The sequence below is a fragment of the Corynebacterium sp. CCUG 70398 genome (assembly GCF_024454055.1).
GTDB classification, from domain to species: domain Bacteria; phylum Actinomycetota; class Actinomycetes; order Mycobacteriales; family Mycobacteriaceae; genus Corynebacterium; species Corynebacterium genitalium.
Map to the genome: position 1 here is coordinate 1 of NZ_JAGPYZ010000003.1, position 17320 is coordinate 17320.

The 17320-nt window shown below is 64.2% G+C and carries 14 protein-coding genes, 1 tRNA gene and 1 other RNA gene; 10 read left to right on the top strand and 6 right to left on the bottom strand.

Annotated elements, in window-relative coordinates; translation table 11 throughout:
• Positions 1 to 145: 145 nt before the first annotated feature.
• The 4 genes from KBX07_RS04610 to KBX07_RS04625 all read right to left on the bottom strand — a co-directional run bounded on the left by KBX07_RS04610 (position 146) and on the right by KBX07_RS04625 (position 2415).
• Positions 146 to 221, bottom strand: a tRNA-Val gene (locus KBX07_RS04610).
• Between the two features lie 74 nt (positions 222 to 295).
• Positions 296 to 1270 carry an SURF1 family protein gene (locus KBX07_RS04615; protein WP_370687273.1) on the bottom strand — a complete coding sequence of 325 codons (975 nt, stop codon included), beginning with the start codon at positions 1268 to 1270 and terminating at the stop codon, positions 296 to 298.
• Between the two features lie 46 nt (positions 1271 to 1316).
• The gene (locus KBX07_RS04620) at positions 1317 to 1781 is read right to left on the bottom strand and encodes a low molecular weight protein-tyrosine-phosphatase (RefSeq protein ID WP_005289417.1); all 465 of its coding nucleotides are present in this window, start codon (positions 1779 to 1781) and stop codon (positions 1317 to 1319) included.
• The gene (locus tag KBX07_RS04625; protein ID WP_005289418.1) at positions 1768 to 2415 is read right to left on the bottom strand and encodes an HAD-IA family hydrolase; all 648 of its coding nucleotides are present in this window, start codon (positions 2413 to 2415) and stop codon (positions 1768 to 1770) included. Before KBX07_RS04625 ends, KBX07_RS04620 begins: the two co-directional genes overlap by 14 nt.
• A 24-nt stretch (positions 2416 to 2439) precedes the next feature.
• Here KBX07_RS04625 and KBX07_RS04630 point away from each other — a divergent pair, with 24 nt between their 5' ends.
• The 5 genes from KBX07_RS04630 to KBX07_RS04650 all read left to right on the top strand — a co-directional run bounded on the left by KBX07_RS04630 (position 2440) and on the right by KBX07_RS04650 (position 7618).
• Positions 2440 to 3576 (top strand): Nif3-like dinuclear metal center hexameric protein, encoded by a 1137-nt coding sequence (locus KBX07_RS04630; protein ID WP_256023217.1) that lies wholly within the window; start codon positions 2440 to 2442, stop codon positions 3574 to 3576.
• Positions 3577 to 3585: 9 nt separating this feature from the next.
• The gene (locus KBX07_RS04635; protein WP_256023219.1) at positions 3586 to 4251 is read left to right on the top strand and encodes a zinc ribbon domain-containing protein; all 666 of its coding nucleotides are present in this window, start codon (positions 3586 to 3588) and stop codon (positions 4249 to 4251) included.
• Complete coding sequence (locus KBX07_RS04640) at positions 4248 to 5414, top strand: bifunctional RNase H/acid phosphatase (protein ID WP_256023220.1); 1167 nt, start codon at positions 4248 to 4250, stop codon at positions 5412 to 5414. The genes KBX07_RS04635 and KBX07_RS04640 overlap by 4 nt, the downstream gene beginning before the upstream one ends.
• Positions 5415 to 5603: 189 nt before the next feature.
• Positions 5604 to 6029, top strand: an RNA gene (rnpB, locus tag KBX07_RS04645) — RNase P RNA component class A.
• Positions 6030 to 6220: 191 nt separating this feature from the next.
• Entirely contained in the window at positions 6221 to 7618 is a 1398-nt protein-coding gene (locus KBX07_RS04650) for an RNB domain-containing ribonuclease (RefSeq protein WP_256023222.1), read from the top strand.
• A gap of 13 nt (positions 7619 to 7631) precedes the next feature.
• Here the strand turns inward: KBX07_RS04650 and KBX07_RS04655 are convergent, their stop codons facing one another.
• The gene (locus tag KBX07_RS04655) at positions 7632 to 8840 is read right to left on the bottom strand and encodes a galactokinase (protein WP_256023223.1); all 1209 of its coding nucleotides are present in this window, start codon (positions 8838 to 8840) and stop codon (positions 7632 to 7634) included.
• A gap of 128 nt (positions 8841 to 8968) precedes the next feature.
• Between KBX07_RS04655 and KBX07_RS04660 the strand changes: the two genes are divergently transcribed.
• On the top strand, positions 8969 to 9175 hold the full coding sequence (locus tag KBX07_RS04660) for a hypothetical protein (RefSeq protein ID WP_005289430.1): 207 nt from the start codon (positions 8969 to 8971) through the stop codon (positions 9173 to 9175).
• Between the two features lie 408 nt (positions 9176 to 9583).
• On the top strand, positions 9584 to 10510 hold the full coding sequence (locus KBX07_RS04665; RefSeq protein ID WP_256023225.1) for a hypothetical protein: 927 nt from the start codon (positions 9584 to 9586) through the stop codon (positions 10508 to 10510).
• A gap of 214 nt (positions 10511 to 10724) precedes the next feature.
• Here KBX07_RS04665 and KBX07_RS04670 read toward each other — a convergent pair whose 3' ends face one another.
• Positions 10725 to 12446, bottom strand: coding sequence for a CYTH and CHAD domain-containing protein (locus KBX07_RS04670; protein ID WP_256023227.1), 1722 nt, complete (start codon positions 12444 to 12446; stop codon positions 10725 to 10727).
• A gap of 114 nt (positions 12447 to 12560) precedes the next feature.
• Here KBX07_RS04670 and KBX07_RS04675 point away from each other — a divergent pair, with 114 nt between their 5' ends.
• Genes KBX07_RS04675 through KBX07_RS04685 form a run of 3 tightly spaced genes read left to right on the top strand, consistent with a single transcriptional unit; the run spans position 12561 to position 17319 of the window.
• The gene (locus tag KBX07_RS04675; protein ID WP_256023229.1) at positions 12561 to 13895 is read left to right on the top strand and encodes a glutamine synthetase family protein; all 1335 of its coding nucleotides are present in this window, start codon (positions 12561 to 12563) and stop codon (positions 13893 to 13895) included.
• A gap of 45 nt (positions 13896 to 13940) precedes the next feature.
• Positions 13941 to 17000 (top strand): bifunctional [glutamine synthetase] adenylyltransferase/[glutamine synthetase]-adenylyl-L-tyrosine phosphorylase, encoded by a 3060-nt coding sequence (locus tag KBX07_RS04680; RefSeq protein WP_256023230.1) that lies wholly within the window; start codon positions 13941 to 13943, stop codon positions 16998 to 17000.
• 10 nt (positions 17001 to 17010) lie between these two features.
• On the top strand, positions 17011 to 17319 hold the full coding sequence (locus tag KBX07_RS04685) for a hypothetical protein (RefSeq protein ID WP_256023232.1): 309 nt from the start codon (positions 17011 to 17013) through the stop codon (positions 17317 to 17319).
• Position 17320: the final 1 nt, after the last annotated feature.

Here is a 17320-nt window from a genome sequence, read left to right on the forward strand (position 1 = left end):
ATGGTTTGAGCATTGCCGAATACCGAAAAGTCAATGTAGCGTGAGATTGAAACTGTCCAAAAAACGTCCGCATCCTCTTTTGCTACTTAACCCTAAAAGAAAACGCCCATCACCGTTGTGCGGATGGGCGTGATTTCTGCTTTTGTGGTGCGCCATGACGGGCTCGAACCGCCGACCTACTGGGTGTAAACCAGTTGCTCTTCCAGCTGAGCTAACGGCGCGCGTGTCGACGATGCTAGCACGCAGGCGCGTCACCCAACAAAACCCTAGAAACCTTTGAAAACGCGAGAGAGCTCTAGAAGCGCTCTTCGGTTTCTTTCTGAGCCCACGGGTTCGTGCGTGAACTTCCGTACCGAGCTCGGGCAGGAGCTGCTGTCGCCACCGGGCCTTTGGGTTCAGTCTCGGTCGTCCCAGAGGCTGACGACGAAACCGGCGCGGGGGCGGGGGAGTCATCGGCGATGGGATTGACCAGCTCGGCGAGTTCTTCTTGCTCCTGGCGGTAGCGGCGGCGCTCGCGCACCTCGGAATAGAGGAAGTAGATCAGGCCGGCCGGCGCCATGATGCCGAAGGCGATCCACTGTAACCCATAGGACAAATGGTTGCCGCGGTCGAGCTGCGGCAGGGGGATGGGGTTGAGAACGCCGGGTTGGTCGGACAGCAGCTGGGCGTAGGGCTCGGCGAAATCCGAGCCTGACTCGGTCAGCTCGGCAATCTGAGCGGGGCTGATGGACTGCACCATGGTGTAGCCCTGATCCTGGGTGGCTCCTTCGGGGTGGGGGTCCTCCGGGGTGCGGATCATGGCGTTGAGGGTGACTGTCTCGGTCGCGGGCGGGGCGGGCAACTCGGGAACAGTCGTGCCGCCGTCTTCGGCAGGCACCCAGCCGCGGTTGATCAGGATGACGGTGCTGGAATCGTCGTCAAGCTGGAAGGGCACCAGTGACTGGAACGCTGGGGCTCCGTCGACGGGCCGCAGGCGAATCAGAACCTCGTCATCGGGCACGTAACGGCCGGTCAGCGAGATCCGGGTCCATTCGTCGGCGGGGTCGTAGCCGCCGTCGAGAAGCGTGGCGGCGGGGACGGGGTCTGCTTCGAAGGCGGTCTCAATGCGCTCGTTGCGCTCGACGATGTCGTGGTCCTTGTTCAACTGCCACGGCGACAGCCATGTGATGGCGAACCAGGAAAATGCGAGCGCCAGAATGAACGCGATGACCCAGCCGGGAGTCAAAAACGACTTCCACACGGAACCGGTTCGGGTCTTTGGCGCACTCACGCTTTCAAGCCTATTAGCCCGCGGGCACGGGGCCGAATCCGCGCAATCAGGCTTCGCGCTCGCGGACCCATTCCACGATGCCGGGCGCGGCGGCCTCAATCTGCTCGCGCGTGGTGGTGAAGCCTTCCGGCCCGCCGTAGTAGGGGTCCGCCACGCCGGCGTCGGCGGGGGAGGAGGGATCGAAGGAACGCAGCAACCGGATCTTGTCCTCGGGCACGCCGCGGACGACCAGCTCAGAGATGTGGCGGGTGTCCAGAGCCACGATTAGGTCGGCGTCCAGCTGAGCGGCGCCGAACTGCTGGGCGCGGTGGGAGGAACCGTCGTAACCGTGGGCGGTGAGCTCGTCCAACGCACGGGAGTCGGCGGGGTTGCCCACGTGCCATCCGCCGATGCCGGAGGAGGTGACTGTGACGTGGTCGAGTCCGGCGCTGACAAGCGCATCGCGAACAATGACTTCTGCCATGGGTGAGCGGCAGATATTGCCTGTGCACACGAATTCAATGTGCGTCATGGAAGTTCCTTACAATCGTGTCCAGTTCTGCGGGCGTGTGCGCGAGAAAATCGGCCTGCTCCCACTCGGAGGAAGTACCGTAACCCCACGCAACAGCGGCAGTGGGAATGCCGAACGTGGCCGCGCCCTCGATATCGTGCGCGCGGTCACCGATCATCAGCCCAGTGCCGCTGGGGATACTTACCTTATCAAGAACATGGGCAATCACGTCGGCTTTGGCGCGCCGTGGGCCATTTTCTTGCGCGGCACCGAGGAAGTCGAAGTAATCCAGCAGGCCTTCCCGCTCGAGGATGGCGCGAGCAAAGCCTTCGCCTTTCGACGTCGCCGTCACCAGCCGGAACCCGTCCGCGCGCCAACCGGCGAGGAGATCCTCGATCCCGTCGAACACCGTCGCCCGCTCCCAGCCGCCGGCGCGGGTGAAGGACATGTAGGCGTCGAAGGCCTCGTGCAGCTGCGCGCTGGAAAGCCCCAGGGAGCGCAACGTTTCCTCCATCGGCGGCCCCGGGATCCGGGCAATGAACTCGTCAGAAGGGTGGTTGACCCCGACTGTGTCCAGGGCGTGGAGGAAGCCGTCGCGAATGCCGGGGAAAGAGTCGATCAGGGTGCCGTCAACGTCCAACAAGAGGGTGGTCATGCCACACAGCCTAAACTGGAGCGCATGACTACCGTCGGCGATGTTGTTCACGCACTCGAGACCGCCTACCCGCCGCGTCTCGCAGAAAGTTGGGACGCGGTGGGCCTGATCTGCGGGGATCCGGCAGAGCCCGCCCGCAAGGTCGTGTTCGCCCTCGACTGCACGCAGGCTGTCGCAGAGCGCGCAGTGGAACTCGGCGCTGACCTGCTGGTGGTCCACCATCCACTGCTCATGCACGGGGTGACCTCGGTGGCTGCGAACACGCCGAAAGGCAAGGTCGTGCACACGCTCATCCGCGGCGGTTGCGCGCTGTTCGCTGCGCACACGAACGCCGATTCTGCGCGCCCGGGCGTTTCTGACAAGCTCGCCGAACTCGTCGGCATCACGCCCGGCCGCCCCATCAAAGTTGTCGACCCAGCCGCGCAGGACCTGTGGGGCGTTCACATTCCGCCCGGCGACGTCGACCGCGTCATGCAGGCGCTTTTCGACGCAGGCGCCGGCCACATCGGCAACTACTCCCACTGCGCCTTCGAGTGGGACGGCCGGGGCGGTTTCACCCCCGAAGAAGGCGCGGATCCAACAGACGGCCACGTCGGTGAGCACTTCACCGGCGAGGAAACCCGCGTCCAATTCGTCGCACCGTCTTCACTACGCGGCAAGCTCACAGCGGTACTGCGTGGGGCGCACCCGTATGAGGAGCCGGCATTCGACGTCGTCACGCTCGAGTCCACCGTGGACCTGGAGACGGTGACGGGGCTGGGGCGCGTCGGAAAGCTCGCGGAGCCGATGACTCTGCGCGCGTTCACGCAGCAGGTCGCTGATGCGCTGCCGGAGACTGCGTGGGGCGTGCGCGCTGCCGGTGACCCGGACCAGATGGTGCAGACGGTGGCAGTGTCATCGGGTTCGGGCGACAGCTTCCTGGATGCTGTGTCCACGCTCGGCGTGGATGTGTACGTCACCTCTGACCTGCGCCATCACCCTGTCGACGAGCATTTGCGCGCCGGCGGGCCTGCCGTGATTGACACTGCGCACTGGGCCAGCGAGTTCCCGTGGACGAGCCAAGCCAGCGAGGTTGTCGCGGAGGCGTGCCCAGAGGTAGAAACGGAGATCATCACTCTGCGCACCGACCCGTGGACTATTTCCGCGCACCCGAAGAGTTAGGAGACAACTATGCACCTGGATCCCGACAAGCAACGCGACCTCCTGGCCCTCGCGCAGGCGGAACGCTCCGCCGCGCACCCCAGCAGCTCCCCGGAACAGCAGGAACTCGACGAGCTGCTGTCCAAGCGCCCGGGCCTGGCCAACGCCGCGGCCGCCGCGCAGCTCGCGCTTGATGACGTCGAAGCAGACATCCTCCGCATCCAGGAGGACGAGCGCAAACTGAAAAAGCGCGAGCTCGACGACAAGCACCAGCTCTCCGCGGAGACCGACCCGGAGCGCCGCGAAGACCTCAAGCGCGACCGCTACGCTGCGAAGTCCCGCATTGCGGACCTACTGTACGAACTCAAGGAAGCCCACGGCGAGGTCAAGGCGCTGCGCGGCAACCGTGACCTGCGTGCTCAGGCCCTCGCGGAGCTGGATGATCGCATCGAAGCCGCCCGCCGCGCCGTCGACGCCCTGCCGGAGGAAGAGCCGGTAGACATCGAGGCCCTGCGCGCGTCGTTGCCGGCCGACGTTCTCGGTGTCTACGCCACTGTCGGTGCCGCGCACTTCAACGGCCGGACCTGCGGTTCCTGCTTCCTTCAGCTCCCGCCCGCGGAGCGCAACGAGGTGCTCGCCGTCCCTGAGGACGAGCTTCCCACCTGCCCGAACTGCGGAACGTTGCTCATCCGATGAAGGTCACCCTCTACACCGACGGCGGTTCCCGCGGCAATCCGGGAGTCGCCGGTTCCGGCAGCGTGCTTTACGACGCCTCCGGTGCAACGCTGGCCGAAATCACCTACGTCGTCGGAAAGAAATCGTCCAACAACGTCGCCGAATACTGCGGTCTGCTGCGCGGGTTGGAGGCCGCGCGGGATCTTGGGGCCACCGACGTTGACGTGTTCATGGACTCCAAGCTTGTCGTCGAGCAGATGGCCGGCCGGTGGAAGATCAAGCATCCGGATATGAAGAAGCTGGCCCTCGAGGCCCGTGACCTGGCCGCTGGGTTCGACTCCGTCACCTACACCTGGGTGCCACGCGCGAAGAACAAGAAGGCTGATGAGCTGTCCAACGTGGCGATGGATGCCGCCGCAGCCGGACATGCGCCGGGGATTATTGATGCGACACCAAGTGGGGAAGGTGCTGGTGAGCAGGCTGATGCTGGCAACAGCCCGACGCCTGGTGCCTCCCACACCGTCGGCGGCCCCGCCCACTGGTCAGGCACATCTGCCGCAGACGCGCCGCGCACCCGCTTCGTGTTGCTTCGGCACGGTCAAACGGAACACTCTGCCCGCAAGGCCTACAGCGGTTCCTCGGATCCGGCTCTCACTGAGACCGGGCAGGAGCAGGCGCGCCGGGCAGCGGCAGCATTGGCCGCGATGGGCACGATCGACGCGATCATCGCTTCACCGGCCACCCGCGCTCAGGAAACTGCCGCCGCTTGCGCGGAAGCTCTCGGTATGCCCGCCGAGAAGATCGAGACCGTCGAGGGGTTCAGGGAGGTCGACTTCGGTTCCTTCGAGGGGCTGACTCGTGCGGAGGCCGAGAAGCAGTTCCCCGATGAATTCGCAGCCTGGATTGGGTCCGCCAACCAGGCGCCGCCGGAGGGGGAGTCCCTGGCCATCTTGCACCGCCGGGTCACGCGGGCGCGCCTCAAGGTGCAACAGAAGCATGAAGGGAAGACGGTGCTCGTGGTCACACACATGACACCGATCAAGTCTGTGGTCCGGCAGGCGCTTTCCTCGGGCCCGGACACCTTCAAGCACATGTTCTTGGACTTGGCTTCGATCTCCGTGGTCGAGTTCTACGGCGACATGGGTGTGCTGCGCTCTTTTAACGACGTCGCACACTTCCGCTAAAGCAACCCCTGTGGACCCGGAATACTGCTGGGCACTTTCCGGAATACTGCTCGGTTAAACACCCTGGTCAAAAGCATGCATTCTAGCGCATATGTCTGAGCGGTATTCCAGCCCCACGGCCCCGGCCCCGCCTGCCTCAGGAGAACTTCCGCAAACTGCCCGCCCAGGGGTACAGTTACGCCTTGCGAGTGAGTCGGCTGGGTGATCGCGGCTCCGCGAACCATTCCACAGGAGAAAGGCGCGGGTCGAGGAAAGTCCGGACTCCACAGGGCACGGTGGTTGCTAACGGCAACCCGGAGCAATCCGCGGGAAAGTGCAACAGAAAGTAGACCGCCGGCGCTGCGCACGGCATCGCCGGGTGCAACGCAGGTAAGGGTGAAAGGGTGCGGTAAGAGCGCACCGGCGTGTGCGGTGACGCATGCGGCCAGGTAAACCCCACTGGGAGCAAGGCAAGAACCCCTGCCTTTTGGCAGAGGTCGTCGGACGTGATGAGGCTGCCCGCCCATGTTCGAAGGTAGCTGCTCGAGACGCTCAGTAATGGGCGTCCTAGATGGATGATCGCCGCCCTGGGCTGCGCTCAGGGAACAGAATCCGGCTCATAGGCCGGCTCACTCGCCCTGTTTCTCACGCGGATGACTCGGCCAAGATTTAGTTTGCAGCGGGCTGGAATCGTATTCAGAAAACACCAGGTCAAATTTCCTGGCCGGGACAAGCTTGCAAACTATATCTGGAAAGCTGCGCGGCGTGTGCAAGACACCGCAAGTGAACCCCGCGCTCAAGAGTGTTTTCTGCAACAATTGGCCGCTATGAAGCTTTACGCAGCCCCTCTCGACTTCCGCGCGATTGCCGCTGAGTTCGACGTCCCCACGGAGTTCAGCCCCGAGCTGCATGAGGCTGCAGCCAACGCGACTGACCGGCATGCGGGGGAGCGTATCGACGCCCGCGACATCCCGCTAGTCACCATCGACCCGGCGGGGTCCATGGACCTGGATCAGGCGGTGTGCATCGAGAAGCATGGCTCCGGCTACCGCGTTTTCTACGCGATTGCGGATGTGGCGGCGTTCATTGAGCCGGGAAGCCCCCTGCACGAGGAGTCCCTGGTGCGCGGCCAGACGATCTACCTGCCCGATGAACCTGCCCGCCTCCACCCGGAGGAGCTCAGTGAGGGCAGTGCGTCGCTGCTTCCGGACGTCGATAGGCCAGCGGTGTTGTGGACGTTCGACCTTGACGCCAACGGCGAGCTCGCCAGCACGCATCTCGAGCGGGCGGTGGTGCACTCCGTTGCGCGACTCGACTACGACGGGGTCCAGGCAGACCTCGACGCCGGTCGCGTCCACCCCTCTATCGCGCTGTTGCCGGAGGTCGGCGAGTTGCGCGCAGCGTCGTCACTCCGACGCAGGGCGATCAACCTGCGCGTGCCGTCGGTCCGCGTCGTCGAGCTTGACGACGGTCAATTCGAGCTGGTCATCGAACCTCGCCACAAAGTCATGGACTACAACTCGGAGATCTCCCTGCTCACGGGCATGGCGGCCGGAGAGATGATGCGCGAGGCGTCGGTGGGCTTCCTGCGCACGTTGCGGCCCGCAGAGGAATCGGCCGAGAGCATGTTCCGCACCGAGGCGCGTGCGCTAGGTTATTCGCTTCCCGACGGCGCCAACATCGGCCTCTTCCTCCACACCGTCAACGCCGCCACGCCCCGGGGAATGGCCGTGATGCGCGAGGCCCAGAAGTTGCTGCGGGGTGCCGGGTATGTCGACCTGACCGAGAAGGAACCAGAGGTTCATGCTGGCATCGGCGGACACTACTCGCACGTCACCGCACCGCTGCGGCGTCTTATTGACCGCTACGCCACCGAGGTCTGCCTGGCCCTTTGCAAGGGCGAGCCGGTTCCGGAGTGGGTGGAGCAGGATGCCCCGCGCGTGATCAAAACGATGGGCCGGACGTCCCAGCTGGCGAACTCAGTGGACCGGGCGTGCCTCAACCTCACCGAGGCCACAGTGCTGCAGCCGTGGGTGGGCCACAACTTCAACGGCGTCATCCTGCGGACCGACCAGGAGAACGACGAGGCCAGGGTGTTCGTCATCGACCCGCCCGTGCTCGCCGATTGCCTCGGCCACCCCGAAGAGCCCCGCGAGGCCACCATGTCCCTCATTCGTGCGGACGTGGAGGAACGCGAGGTCGTGTTCGCCTGGCCGGCGGACTAGCTTGCAGCCTGCGCTAGGATAAAACCTTCGCGGCCGAGCCCTGTTGCACGTCCATCACGTCCAGCCCATCGTCGATAAGGTCGGCGATCGCGTTGCTCGCCTTCTCCGCCGGCACGTATGCGAGCACTGCCTGAGACATGCCGGCAGCAGCCGGGCGCGCGGCTGTGGCCCCGCGCAGCTCCAACAGCTGGATCAACTGGTCGGGCACCGATAGGCCCGGGGTGGGCAGGGGCTGGTCGAGGACGGCGAAAAAGTCGTCGATACGCATGCTGCGTAAGGCCTTCGCTGCGGCAGCCGCTTGCTGCGTTTCCGCCTCGCTGAACGTCACCCACGCGCGCGCAGTTTCCGGGGCCGGGGCGGAGTCCGCACCGTAGACTTGGCGGCGCGCGTCGACCCACTCGGCCACACGATCCACCGCTTCGGGCAGCTGGCGCAGGGAAGGGACGCCGAAGTTGGCGCAGGCGTCGTCGATAAGCGTGCGGCCTTCTGTGATTGCCTGATCGGCGAAAAACTCATCGGACGGTGCTGCGACCGAGAAAATTGCGACGCCCGCGCGGCTGGGGTGAGGTGCCTGGGTGAGCGAACCGTCCGAATAATCGATGACGCACACCGATTCCTCCGCCCCGCGCAATGCGGCCGAGTGGCGGGCACGCAGCACCGGGACCGGCGAGAACGTCTTCGCGGATTGGCTGGCGATCTCCGCGATGCGGGTGCGCAGTGGGGCCGAGTCGATCTCTTCGTCGTCGGCGAGCAGGGCAAGCCCCAGCGCTGTATCGGCTGCGTGCAGCGCGCCAAGCCCCGACCCCAGCGGAATGTCACTGACCACGGTGATGTCCATGCCGGCGGTCTCACGCGACAGCATCTGCCTACCGACGAACGTGTGCACCAGCCCACCGAAGCGCACCGCGTAACGGCTATCCGTGTCCGGAGATTCTGTCAGCTCCGCGACCTCCGACGTCGTGGCCGTGTCCTGAATGACCCTCGAAGCAAACTCGGCGTGGACTGAGATCGTGTCATCGGTGCGCGGGCTCACTGCCACGGCCGCCCGGTGCCAAGCCAGTCCGGCAATGGTGATCCCACCGAAGTGGTCCGCATTCTCACCCACCACGATGAACGTGCCTGGCGCATCCGCCGTGTGCTTCGGATCCCCGCCCGTCACCTCGCGGTGGACCTTAGCCACGCGCTTAGAAGCGGGGGTGAAGTCAGCAGTCCATTCGGCCATGACAGTCCTTTCCGAGGGGAGGATTTCTCACACAACAGTACCAACCGCGCATGTAGCCTTGAGGTGATCCCGGCGGCACGCCGGAAAGTGTTCGGCGCGCAGCCGGACAGAGACTGAAAGGACCCCTTATGAGCGACGAAAAGTTCTACTTCAACCCCTCCACCGGCGAAGTCACCCAGGGGAAAGTCGGCGGCTGGGATGACCGCATGGGCCCCTACGACACCCGCGAGGAAGCACAGCGCGCACTCGACACCGCCGCGGAGCGCAACAAGCGCGCCGAGGCCCAGGACGAGGCTGACGACAACTGGGGCGAGCCCGCGTCCTGGGAGAAGTAAGCGGTAAGGGGGTCCGGTAGGGTTGGCCTGGCCGGGTTGGCCTGGCCGGGTTGGCCTGGCCCCGCGGAGGCCATGAACCTCTGTCTATGAACCGAGTGACTTCACCGTGCTGTCCGGAGCGTCTCAATTCATAGGCAGAGGTTCATGGCATAGCGCTCACAACCCGCCCCGCTCATGGTGCCCCGCTTCGTTCAGCCGTGTCCGGCCAACGCCCGTGCCAACGCCGGAGCTATTCCCACTGCTTCACTTTACGGACCGACTCGAAAAATCTTCCCTGCCACGGAACCGCAGGTCAAACCCCGTAACAGCCGACACTAACAGGGGCGCTTCTGTGGATAACTTACGAAATTCCACAGGTTGAAAGCGTCCGCCTCGACGCGCACCCGTCCTGGTCGCAGACTTAAGACCATGGATGAAAAGTCTCGGGGGCAGTTGGCGGACCTGATCATCAATCTTCGCGCCACACCTTTCGGCGACGAAGAGGTAATTGCGGGCCTGAAGTCCGGTTCACTGACGAAGCTCAGCCGTGACAAAGCCATTCAGACGGAGATCTACCGCTCGCTTGAGGAGCACGAGCGGGCATTCATCCGTGCGCTTGCTGTGGGCAGGGGAGCGCACCGCGCGCTGCTCACCGGGTTTTCGGCTGCGCGGATTCACGGAATGTGGGTGGCAGGACAGTGCAGGGCTCCCGTTGAGTTGGGGTTGAAGAAGACTCCGCCTCGGAGCCAGTGGAATCCAGGCACGGTCTATAGGCGGCTCGATCTCCCGGATGATCGAATCGTTTCGATTGGGGGCGTGCGGACCCCTCGTCTGTTCAGAATCTTCGCTGAAATCGCCCGTCATCACGGATTTCCGAACGCTCTTGTCGCCGCCGATTGGCTGCGCAGACAGGGGATGGATCTTCACTCGATGCGTGAAGAAGCGGAACTCCTAGGTCGCTTTCCTGGCATTGAGGTGGTTGATCGCGCGATCGAGCACTCCATTCACAACTCTGATTCGGCGCTCGAGCCGTACGCACGTGGAATTCTCATCGAAGAACGCTTGCCTGTTCAGGGACAAGCATTGCTTTGCGACGGTTCCTACCGCACCGACCTCCTCATCGGCACGACCACAGTTGTTGAAATCGATGGGGATGAAAAATACTTCGGAAAACACGGGCCGACCAGCCACGTACTGGTGGATGAGAAAAAGCGTGAAAACCGGATTCGGAACACGGGAAAGAGTGTGCTGCGGTACGGAGCCGATGACTTGTTCAACCACAGGGATCGGTTCGTGAGGGAAGTACGGGCGGATTACGAGCGGCATCTCAAACGTGACAGCGCCCAGCGACCGTAACTACGCGAACCGCCGTGGTGCCATGAACCTCTGTAAGGTCCGACCCGCGGGAGTGCCATGAACCTCTGTAAGGTCCGAACCGCCGTGGTGCCATGAACCTCTGCCTATGAACTGAGAGGATGCCGGTTTCAGAGAGCTGCTACTCAGTTCATAGGCAGAGGTTCATAGCGTCTTGCGGATCGGGGCAGATCGGGCCGGGTCGGGCCGGGCGGCGCTACTTCTTCTTGCCAGACTTGACCGGCTTGACCTTCTTGAAGGCCTTCTTCACCTCAGTGATGGCGTCCGGGTACCCCTTGAGCGCCTCGTTGCCGCGGGAGATCTCCCGCTGGAAGAGCATGCCGTAGGCGAAGGTGTCCTCGCCACGGGTGCGGGCCTCACCGGCGATCTGCCGGATCCGGTCACGCGAGGTCACGGCATCCTGGAAATCACCGAGGACCTCCTGGAGCTGCTTGCACGCCTTCGACAGCTTTCCGGCGTTCAACCCACTGTCCTTGGCGGCGTTAGCGGAGTAGCGCAGCTTCTTGGCGGCTTTGCGCACGTCGTGGACGTACTCTTCACGGTCGTGAAGGGGCAGGGAGGTGTCCTGGTAGTACTTCTCGGCCTTCTTCTGGCGCTTCATCAGCTTCTTGTAGCCGGTGGCGAGGTGGTCGTAGAGGATCTCCTCGGGCTCGGCGCCCTCGGACTCGTCAGCTTCAGCCTCCACCTCGGGGAGCTCGAAGTCCGCGGCGGCGGAAGGGGATTCGGCGTCGAATTCGGCAGCGTCCGAACCCGGCAAGGCGTCCGGCGCACCTGCGCCAGGCACCGGCTCCCCACCGAGTTCTGGCGACAGGGGCGGGTTGGCCAACAAGGCGTCGATGTCGTCGAGAAGCTGGAGGTAGCGGTCGGAATCCAGGGTGCGCACGATGCGGCGGTGGGCGCGCTCGTACTCGCGGCGCATGTCGCCGCGGATGTGCTCATCGGCATCCGGGTCGACCATGCCGGTGTCGTCGGAATCGAGTAGGCCGACGAAGCGCTCCTCGACGACCTCGGCGTCGCGGGCGGTGCCCAGCAGGGAGGCCAGCTCCTTGAGCTCGGACTCAAGGTGGGGCAGCTGCGGGCCGGCGAGGATGCCTTCGAAAGTCTCCATCAGGGAGCGCAGCTCACGGGTGGCTACGCGCATCTGGTGGACGGAGTCCCATTCGTCGTTGCGGACGCGGGGATCCCACTCGACGAGCTTGTCACGCTGGGCGCGAAGCGAGTCGACGACGGCCTTAGCGGGGGAGTCGCTGGAAAGCGGCGTGACGGCGGGCGGAACCGGCGCGTTGTTCACGGAGGTGCCCAGGGCGGTGGCGAGCTTGGAAGCGGATGCGGACTTGCGTGCACCCGCGTTGATCAGCACCGTCGTGGCCTCGTGGATAAGTGCGCCGCCGTCTAGGGACTCGGCGAGGGCCGGGCCGAGCTCGACCTCCCACTCGCGCCAGGAGGTTTGCTGGCCACCGGGCAGCAGGGACCATGCGGTGACGCGGTCGTCGCAGAACTCGGCGACAACGCCGCCGTCAGCACCCAGCAGCTGTGTCTCGGCGCGGTTGTTGTCGATCTGCGCGATCGGCGCGAGCGGCTCACGGCGCACAATGGCGCGCACGGCGGAGAGCAACTGAGCCGGCGGCGTGGACAGATCCTCCAACGGCGCGTGCAGCTCCAAGCGGCCGTGGGTGGCGGGCAGCTTCAGGTGCCAGCCGTCGTCGTTACCGCCCGAGCGCCGGCGCAGGGTGATCTTCGCGCGTGTGAGGCGCAGGTCCGCGGTGTCGTAGTAGATCGCGGACAGGCTGTGGTGCGCGGTGTGGCCGAGCGTGTCCACGCCACTCAGCGAAGACAGGTCCGGCGCTGCAACGGAATCGTCGACGGCGAATTTCGCCTCGACCTCAAGAAATGTCTCAGAACCCAGTCCAGAACTCATGGTGATATCGCCTTTCGAGCAACTTTCGTGCGAACGGAGGAATTTACCTCTAGTTTACCTAAGGACCATGCGGCCCGGGGAAACCTAGCGCGCGTCCCCGCTACGCTGGTTGCCATGAACAGCCAACAAGAAAACGTCCTGCGCGACGTCGAAGAACGCGACATCCGCTTCATCCGTCTGTGGTTCACGGACCTGTTCGGTTCGCTGAAGACAGTGATGATGTCGCCGGCGGAGTTGGAGACCGCATTCGACGAGGGCGTCGGCTTTGATGGCTCGTCCATCGAGGGCTTTTCGCGTATCTCCGAGTCGGACACGTTGCTGCTGCCGGATCCGTCGACGTTTCAGCCGCTGCCATTCGACATGGATGACGGAATGCAAACAGCCCGGATGTTCTGCGATATCTCCATGCCGGACGGCAGCCCGCTCTACGCCGATCCGCGCCAGGTCCTGCGCCGGACACTGAACAAGGCTGCCGATGACGGTTTCGAGTGCGTGGCCAGCCCGGAGATCGAGTTCTTTGTGCTCACCGAGGGCAGCGATGACAAGGAGCCGAAGCCGGTCGACGACGGTGGTTATTTTGACCAGGCGAAGCGGAATGCGGCGCCGCAGTTTCGTCGACAAGCGATCTCCGCGCTTGAGTACATGGGCATTGTGACGGAATTTTCGCACCACGAGGGCTCGCCGGGGCAGCAGGAAATTGACCTGCGCCACACAGACGCGCTGACCATGGCGGACAACATCATGAGCTTCCGCTACGTGGTGAAAACCGTCGGTGAGGCGAACAATGTGCTGGCCACGTTCATGCCGAAGCCGTTCCGCGAGCACAACGGCTCGGCGATGCACACCCACCTGTCGCTGTTCGAGGGCGACTCGAACGCCTTTCACGATCCGGACGATGTGTACTCCCTGTCCAAGACCGCCCGCCAGTTCATCGCCGGCGTCATCGAGCACGCCAGCGAGATCTCCGCGGTGACCAACCAGTGGGTGAACTCCTACAAGCGCCTCCAGTTTGGTTCGGAGGCGCCCACGAGCGCGACGTGGGGCGTGTCCAACTCGTCCGCAATGGTGCGCGTGCCCACCTACCGCCTGCACAAAGAAGCTTCTCGACGCATTGAGGTCCGCACCATCGACTCCGCCGCCAACCCCTACCTCGCGTTCGCCGCAGTGTTGGCGGCCGGGCTGGACGGCATTGATAAGGAGATGGAGTTGGGCGAGCCCGCTGTTGATGACGTGTTCTCTCTGACTCGCCGAGAGCGCCGCGCGATGGGGTACAAGGACCTGCCCGGCTCCCTCGACGAGGCACTGCGCGAGCTGGAGAAGTCCGAGTTCATGGCAGAAGTCTTGGGCGAGCAGGTCTTCGAGTTCTTCCTCCGCTCCAAATGGGACGAGTGGCACCAGTATGAAGACCAGATCACGAAGTGGGAACTGCAGACCAATTTGAATCTCTGATCGCTCTGTTGCAGAGCTCCAGAGATCCAAAGGAGGTAAGAAGAAATGGCCCGCAAGACCTCGCCGTCACCTGCGCAACTATCCCTCAGCAGCAAGAACGCCGCCGAGGATCTGGAGCGGCTCGGCTGGATCGACAACGACGTGCTCTACACGCTCGGCGCGGCCGGTAGCCCCGACCTGACGCTCAACACGGCGTACCGTCTCGCGGAAGCGCTCGGTGATTCCTATGAGGAGCTGCGCCAATCGCTTATCGACGATAAAACCCTCCGTGTCCGGCTCTTCGCCCTCCTAGGAGGATCGACCGCGCTCGGCGACCACCTGGTAGCCCACCCCGAGGAGTGGAAACTCCTGGCGGAGCCGTTGCCGGACAGCAGGGAGATCTTCCACGCCATGCTCTCTGCCGTGGATGCGGTACCGGAAGACGGCGACCCGACTGCGACGCAAGAGCTGGACGCGCCGGGCACCTACCGCGCTGCTGAGGCCGGCAACGACGCGAAGCGGGCACTGAAGGATGCCTACCGCACGCTGATGATGCGGGTCGCCGCCGCTGACTTGGCGGGAACCTTTTCCTCCTTCAAGGGCGTCGGCGGGGACCAGGAGGAGCTGACGTACCGGGAGGTCACGGAGCTGCTCACCGTCATTGCCGATGCTGCGCTGACCGCAGCCTTGGCGGTGGCGATGCGCTCCGTCCACGACGACGAGAAGGCCGACGGCAAACTGGCCGTCATCGCGATGGGCAAGTGCGGCGCCCGGGAGCTGAACTACATCTCCGACGTGGACGTCATCTTCGTGGCCGAACCGGCTGACGCGAAGGCGACGAAGGTGGCCAGCGAGTTCACAGCCATCGGCAATTCGGCATTCTTCGACGTCGACCCGAACCTGCGGCCGGAGGGCAAGTCCGGTGCGCTCGTGCGCACCCTCGATTCCCACGAGGCGTATTACAAGCGCTGGGCGGACACGTGGGAATTCCAGGCCCTGCTTAAGGCCCGCCCGATGACGGGCGACATGGAGCTCGGCCAGGAGTACCAGGAACGGTTGCGGCCGATGGTGTGGGAGTCGAGCCAACGCGACTCTTTCGTCGAGGATGTCCAGGCCATGCGCCGCCGGGTGCTGTCCAACGTCCCGGAAGACATGCGCACCCGCGAGCTCAAGCTCGGATCGGGCGGCCTGCGCGATGTCGAGTTCGCCGTGCAGCTTCTCCAACTCGTGCACGGGCGTATTGACGACACCTTGCGCACCCAGAACACCATCGAATCTATCGAGGCGCTCTCCGCCGGCGGGTACATCGGCCGTGAAGACTCGGCCCGGCTCATTGAAGCCTATGAGTTCCTCCGGCTGCTCGAGCACCGGCTGCAGCTGCACCGCTTCCGTCGCACCCACACGCTGCCCGCGGAGGACGACGCGAAGAACCGCCGCTGGCTCGCCTTGACCGCAGGGTTTGTCTCCTCCCCGAAGACACCGGCTGTCGAGGCGATGGAGAAGCACCTCAAGGGCGAGCGCAAGAATATCTCCGACCTGCACTCACGCCTGTTCTACCGCCCGCTGCTCAACGCCATTGCGGGGATGAGCATCGGTGAGGCGTCGCTGACTAAGGACGCCGCCGTCGCTCAGCTCAAAGCACTCGGTTACACCCACCCGTCGCGCGCGTACGAGCACCTCACCGCCTTGGCCAAGGGAACGTCGCGCAAGGCGAAATTGCAAGCCATTCTGCTGCCGACTCTCATGACTTACCTCGGCGACACCGCCGACCCAGATGCCGGCCTGCTCAACTACCGCAAGCTTTCAGAGGCGGCGAACGACAGGTCGTGGTTCCTGCGCATGCTTCGCGACGAAGGCGTTGTCGGTGAACGCCTCATGCACATCTTGGGGACATCCCCTTACGCGGCGAATTTGATTATCAGTGCGCCGGACGTCGTCAAGCAGTTGGGCGATGGTGCCTCGAAACCGAAACTCTTGGACACGAACCCGGACCGTGTGTACAAGTCGCTCATCGCGGCCACGAAGCGCCACGCCGACCCGGACAAAGCCGTCAATGTGGCGAGGTCGCTGCGGCGCGCGGAACTGGCGCGCATCGCCTCGGCGGACCTGCTGGGCATGATGAGTGTGCGCGAGGTGTGCGTGCAGCTGTCGTGGGTGTGGAACGCCGTGCTCGAGGCAGGTTTGCGGGCGGAGATCCGCGCCGACCTGATCGAGCGTGAGCTGGAGGAGCCGCTGGCGCACATTGCCGTGATCGGCATGGGGCGTCTTGGTGGTGAAGAACTCGGGTACGGGTCCGACGCAGACGTCATGGTCGTTGCCGAACCGAGCGAGGGTGTCGCAGAGACAGACGCGTTGGCGTGGGCGAAGAAGATCATCGACCAGATGCGCAAACGCTTGGCCAAACCGTCCAGCGACCCGCCGCTCGAAGTCGATCTGGGGCTGCGCCCTGAGGGACGTTCCGGCCCGGTGGCGCGAACCATCGCCAGCTACGAGCGCTACTACGACGAATGGGGCGCGGTCTGGGAGAAACAAGCCCTTTTGCGGGCCACTGTGTGCGCGGGAGATGTCGAGGTGGGAAAGAACTTCCTCACAGCCATCGATAAGTTCCGTTACCCGGAAGGTGGGGCTAACGATGCGGAGATCAAAGAGATCCGCCGCATCAAAGCGCGCGTGGACAACGAGCGGTTGCCGCGCGGCGCCGACCGCGCCACGCACACGAAGCTCGGCCGCGGCGCGCTGTCCGATATTGAATGGACAGTCCAGCTGCTCACGATGATGCACGCCGATGCGTACGAGGAGCTGCACAACACCTCCACTTTGGAAGTGCTCGACTTCCTGGTCACAGATGAGGCGAACGGCATTATTGAGAACTCGCAGGCGCGGAAGCTCACCGACGCCTGGCTCATGGCCACCGCTGCACGCAATGCGTTGGTCCTGGTCACAGGCAAACGCATCGATCAGTTGCCCGGTCCGGGGGCGCAGCTCAACCAGGTTGCGGGTGCTGCCGGATATGACCCGCAGGACGCGCAAGCGTTCCTGGACCGCTACCTGAAGGTCACGCGCCGGGCTCACCGTGTGGTGGAGGAAGTTTTCTGGGGCGAAGAACCGTCCTTCGAGTTCGAGTAGCGTTGGGCCCATGGCTATGAATCTCTCGATCGATCTGCAGGACGCGACTTTCGGCGACTTGGTCGCGCTCATCCGGGCGGCGCAGGCGGCGGGTGTGGACAACGCCACCCGGTTGGAACTGGAAGACACAACGCTGCTGGTGAACATCGTCGCCCCGGCAGTGGGTTCTGCGAACCTTGCCACGGCTGAGGACTTTGGGGGTGCGGACGGAGCGTCGGGCCGCCACTCGCGCGGACACGAACCGCTGCCGGCGCTGGGGGACAGCGCGATCCGTAGCGTCATCGACATCCTGACCGGCAGGCAGGAGCCTCCCCGCTAAG

What these genes read in the sequence shown, in the direction of transcription:
- KBX07_RS04625 (WP_005289418.1), bottom strand. Translation starts at nt 2,415, where the DNA reads ATGACCACCCTCTTGTTGGACGTTGACGGCACCCTGATCGACTCTTTC.
- KBX07_RS04650 (WP_256023222.1), top strand. Translation starts at nt 6,221, where the DNA reads ATGAAGCTTTACGCAGCCCCTCTCGACTTCCGCGCGATTGCCGCTGAG.
- KBX07_RS04630 (WP_256023217.1), top strand. Translation starts at nt 2,440, where the DNA reads ATGACTACCGTCGGCGATGTTGTTCACGCACTCGAGACCGCCTACCCG.
- KBX07_RS04685 (WP_256023232.1), top strand. Translation starts at nt 17,011, where the DNA reads ATGGCTATGAATCTCTCGATCGATCTGCAGGACGCGACTTTCGGCGAC.
- KBX07_RS04655 (WP_256023223.1), bottom strand. Translation starts at nt 8,840, where the DNA reads ATGGCCGAATGGACTGCTGACTTCACCCCCGCTTCTAAGCGCGTGGCT.
- KBX07_RS04640 (WP_256023220.1), top strand. Translation starts at nt 4,248, where the DNA reads ATGAAGGTCACCCTCTACACCGACGGCGGTTCCCGCGGCAATCCGGGA.
- KBX07_RS04665 (WP_256023225.1), top strand. Translation starts at nt 9,584, where the DNA reads ATGGATGAAAAGTCTCGGGGGCAGTTGGCGGACCTGATCATCAATCTT.
- KBX07_RS04660 (WP_005289430.1), top strand. Translation starts at nt 8,969, where the DNA reads ATGAGCGACGAAAAGTTCTACTTCAACCCCTCCACCGGCGAAGTCACC.
- KBX07_RS04680 (WP_256023230.1), top strand. Translation starts at nt 13,941, where the DNA reads ATGGCCCGCAAGACCTCGCCGTCACCTGCGCAACTATCCCTCAGCAGC.
- KBX07_RS04620 (WP_005289417.1), bottom strand. Translation starts at nt 1,781, where the DNA reads ATGACGCACATTGAATTCGTGTGCACAGGCAATATCTGCCGCTCACCC.
- KBX07_RS04675 (WP_256023229.1), top strand. Translation starts at nt 12,561, where the DNA reads ATGAACAGCCAACAAGAAAACGTCCTGCGCGACGTCGAAGAACGCGAC.
- KBX07_RS04670 (WP_256023227.1), bottom strand. Translation starts at nt 12,446, where the DNA reads ATGAGTTCTGGACTGGGTTCTGAGACATTTCTTGAGGTCGAGGCGAAA.
- KBX07_RS04635 (WP_256023219.1), top strand. Translation starts at nt 3,586, where the DNA reads ATGCACCTGGATCCCGACAAGCAACGCGACCTCCTGGCCCTCGCGCAG.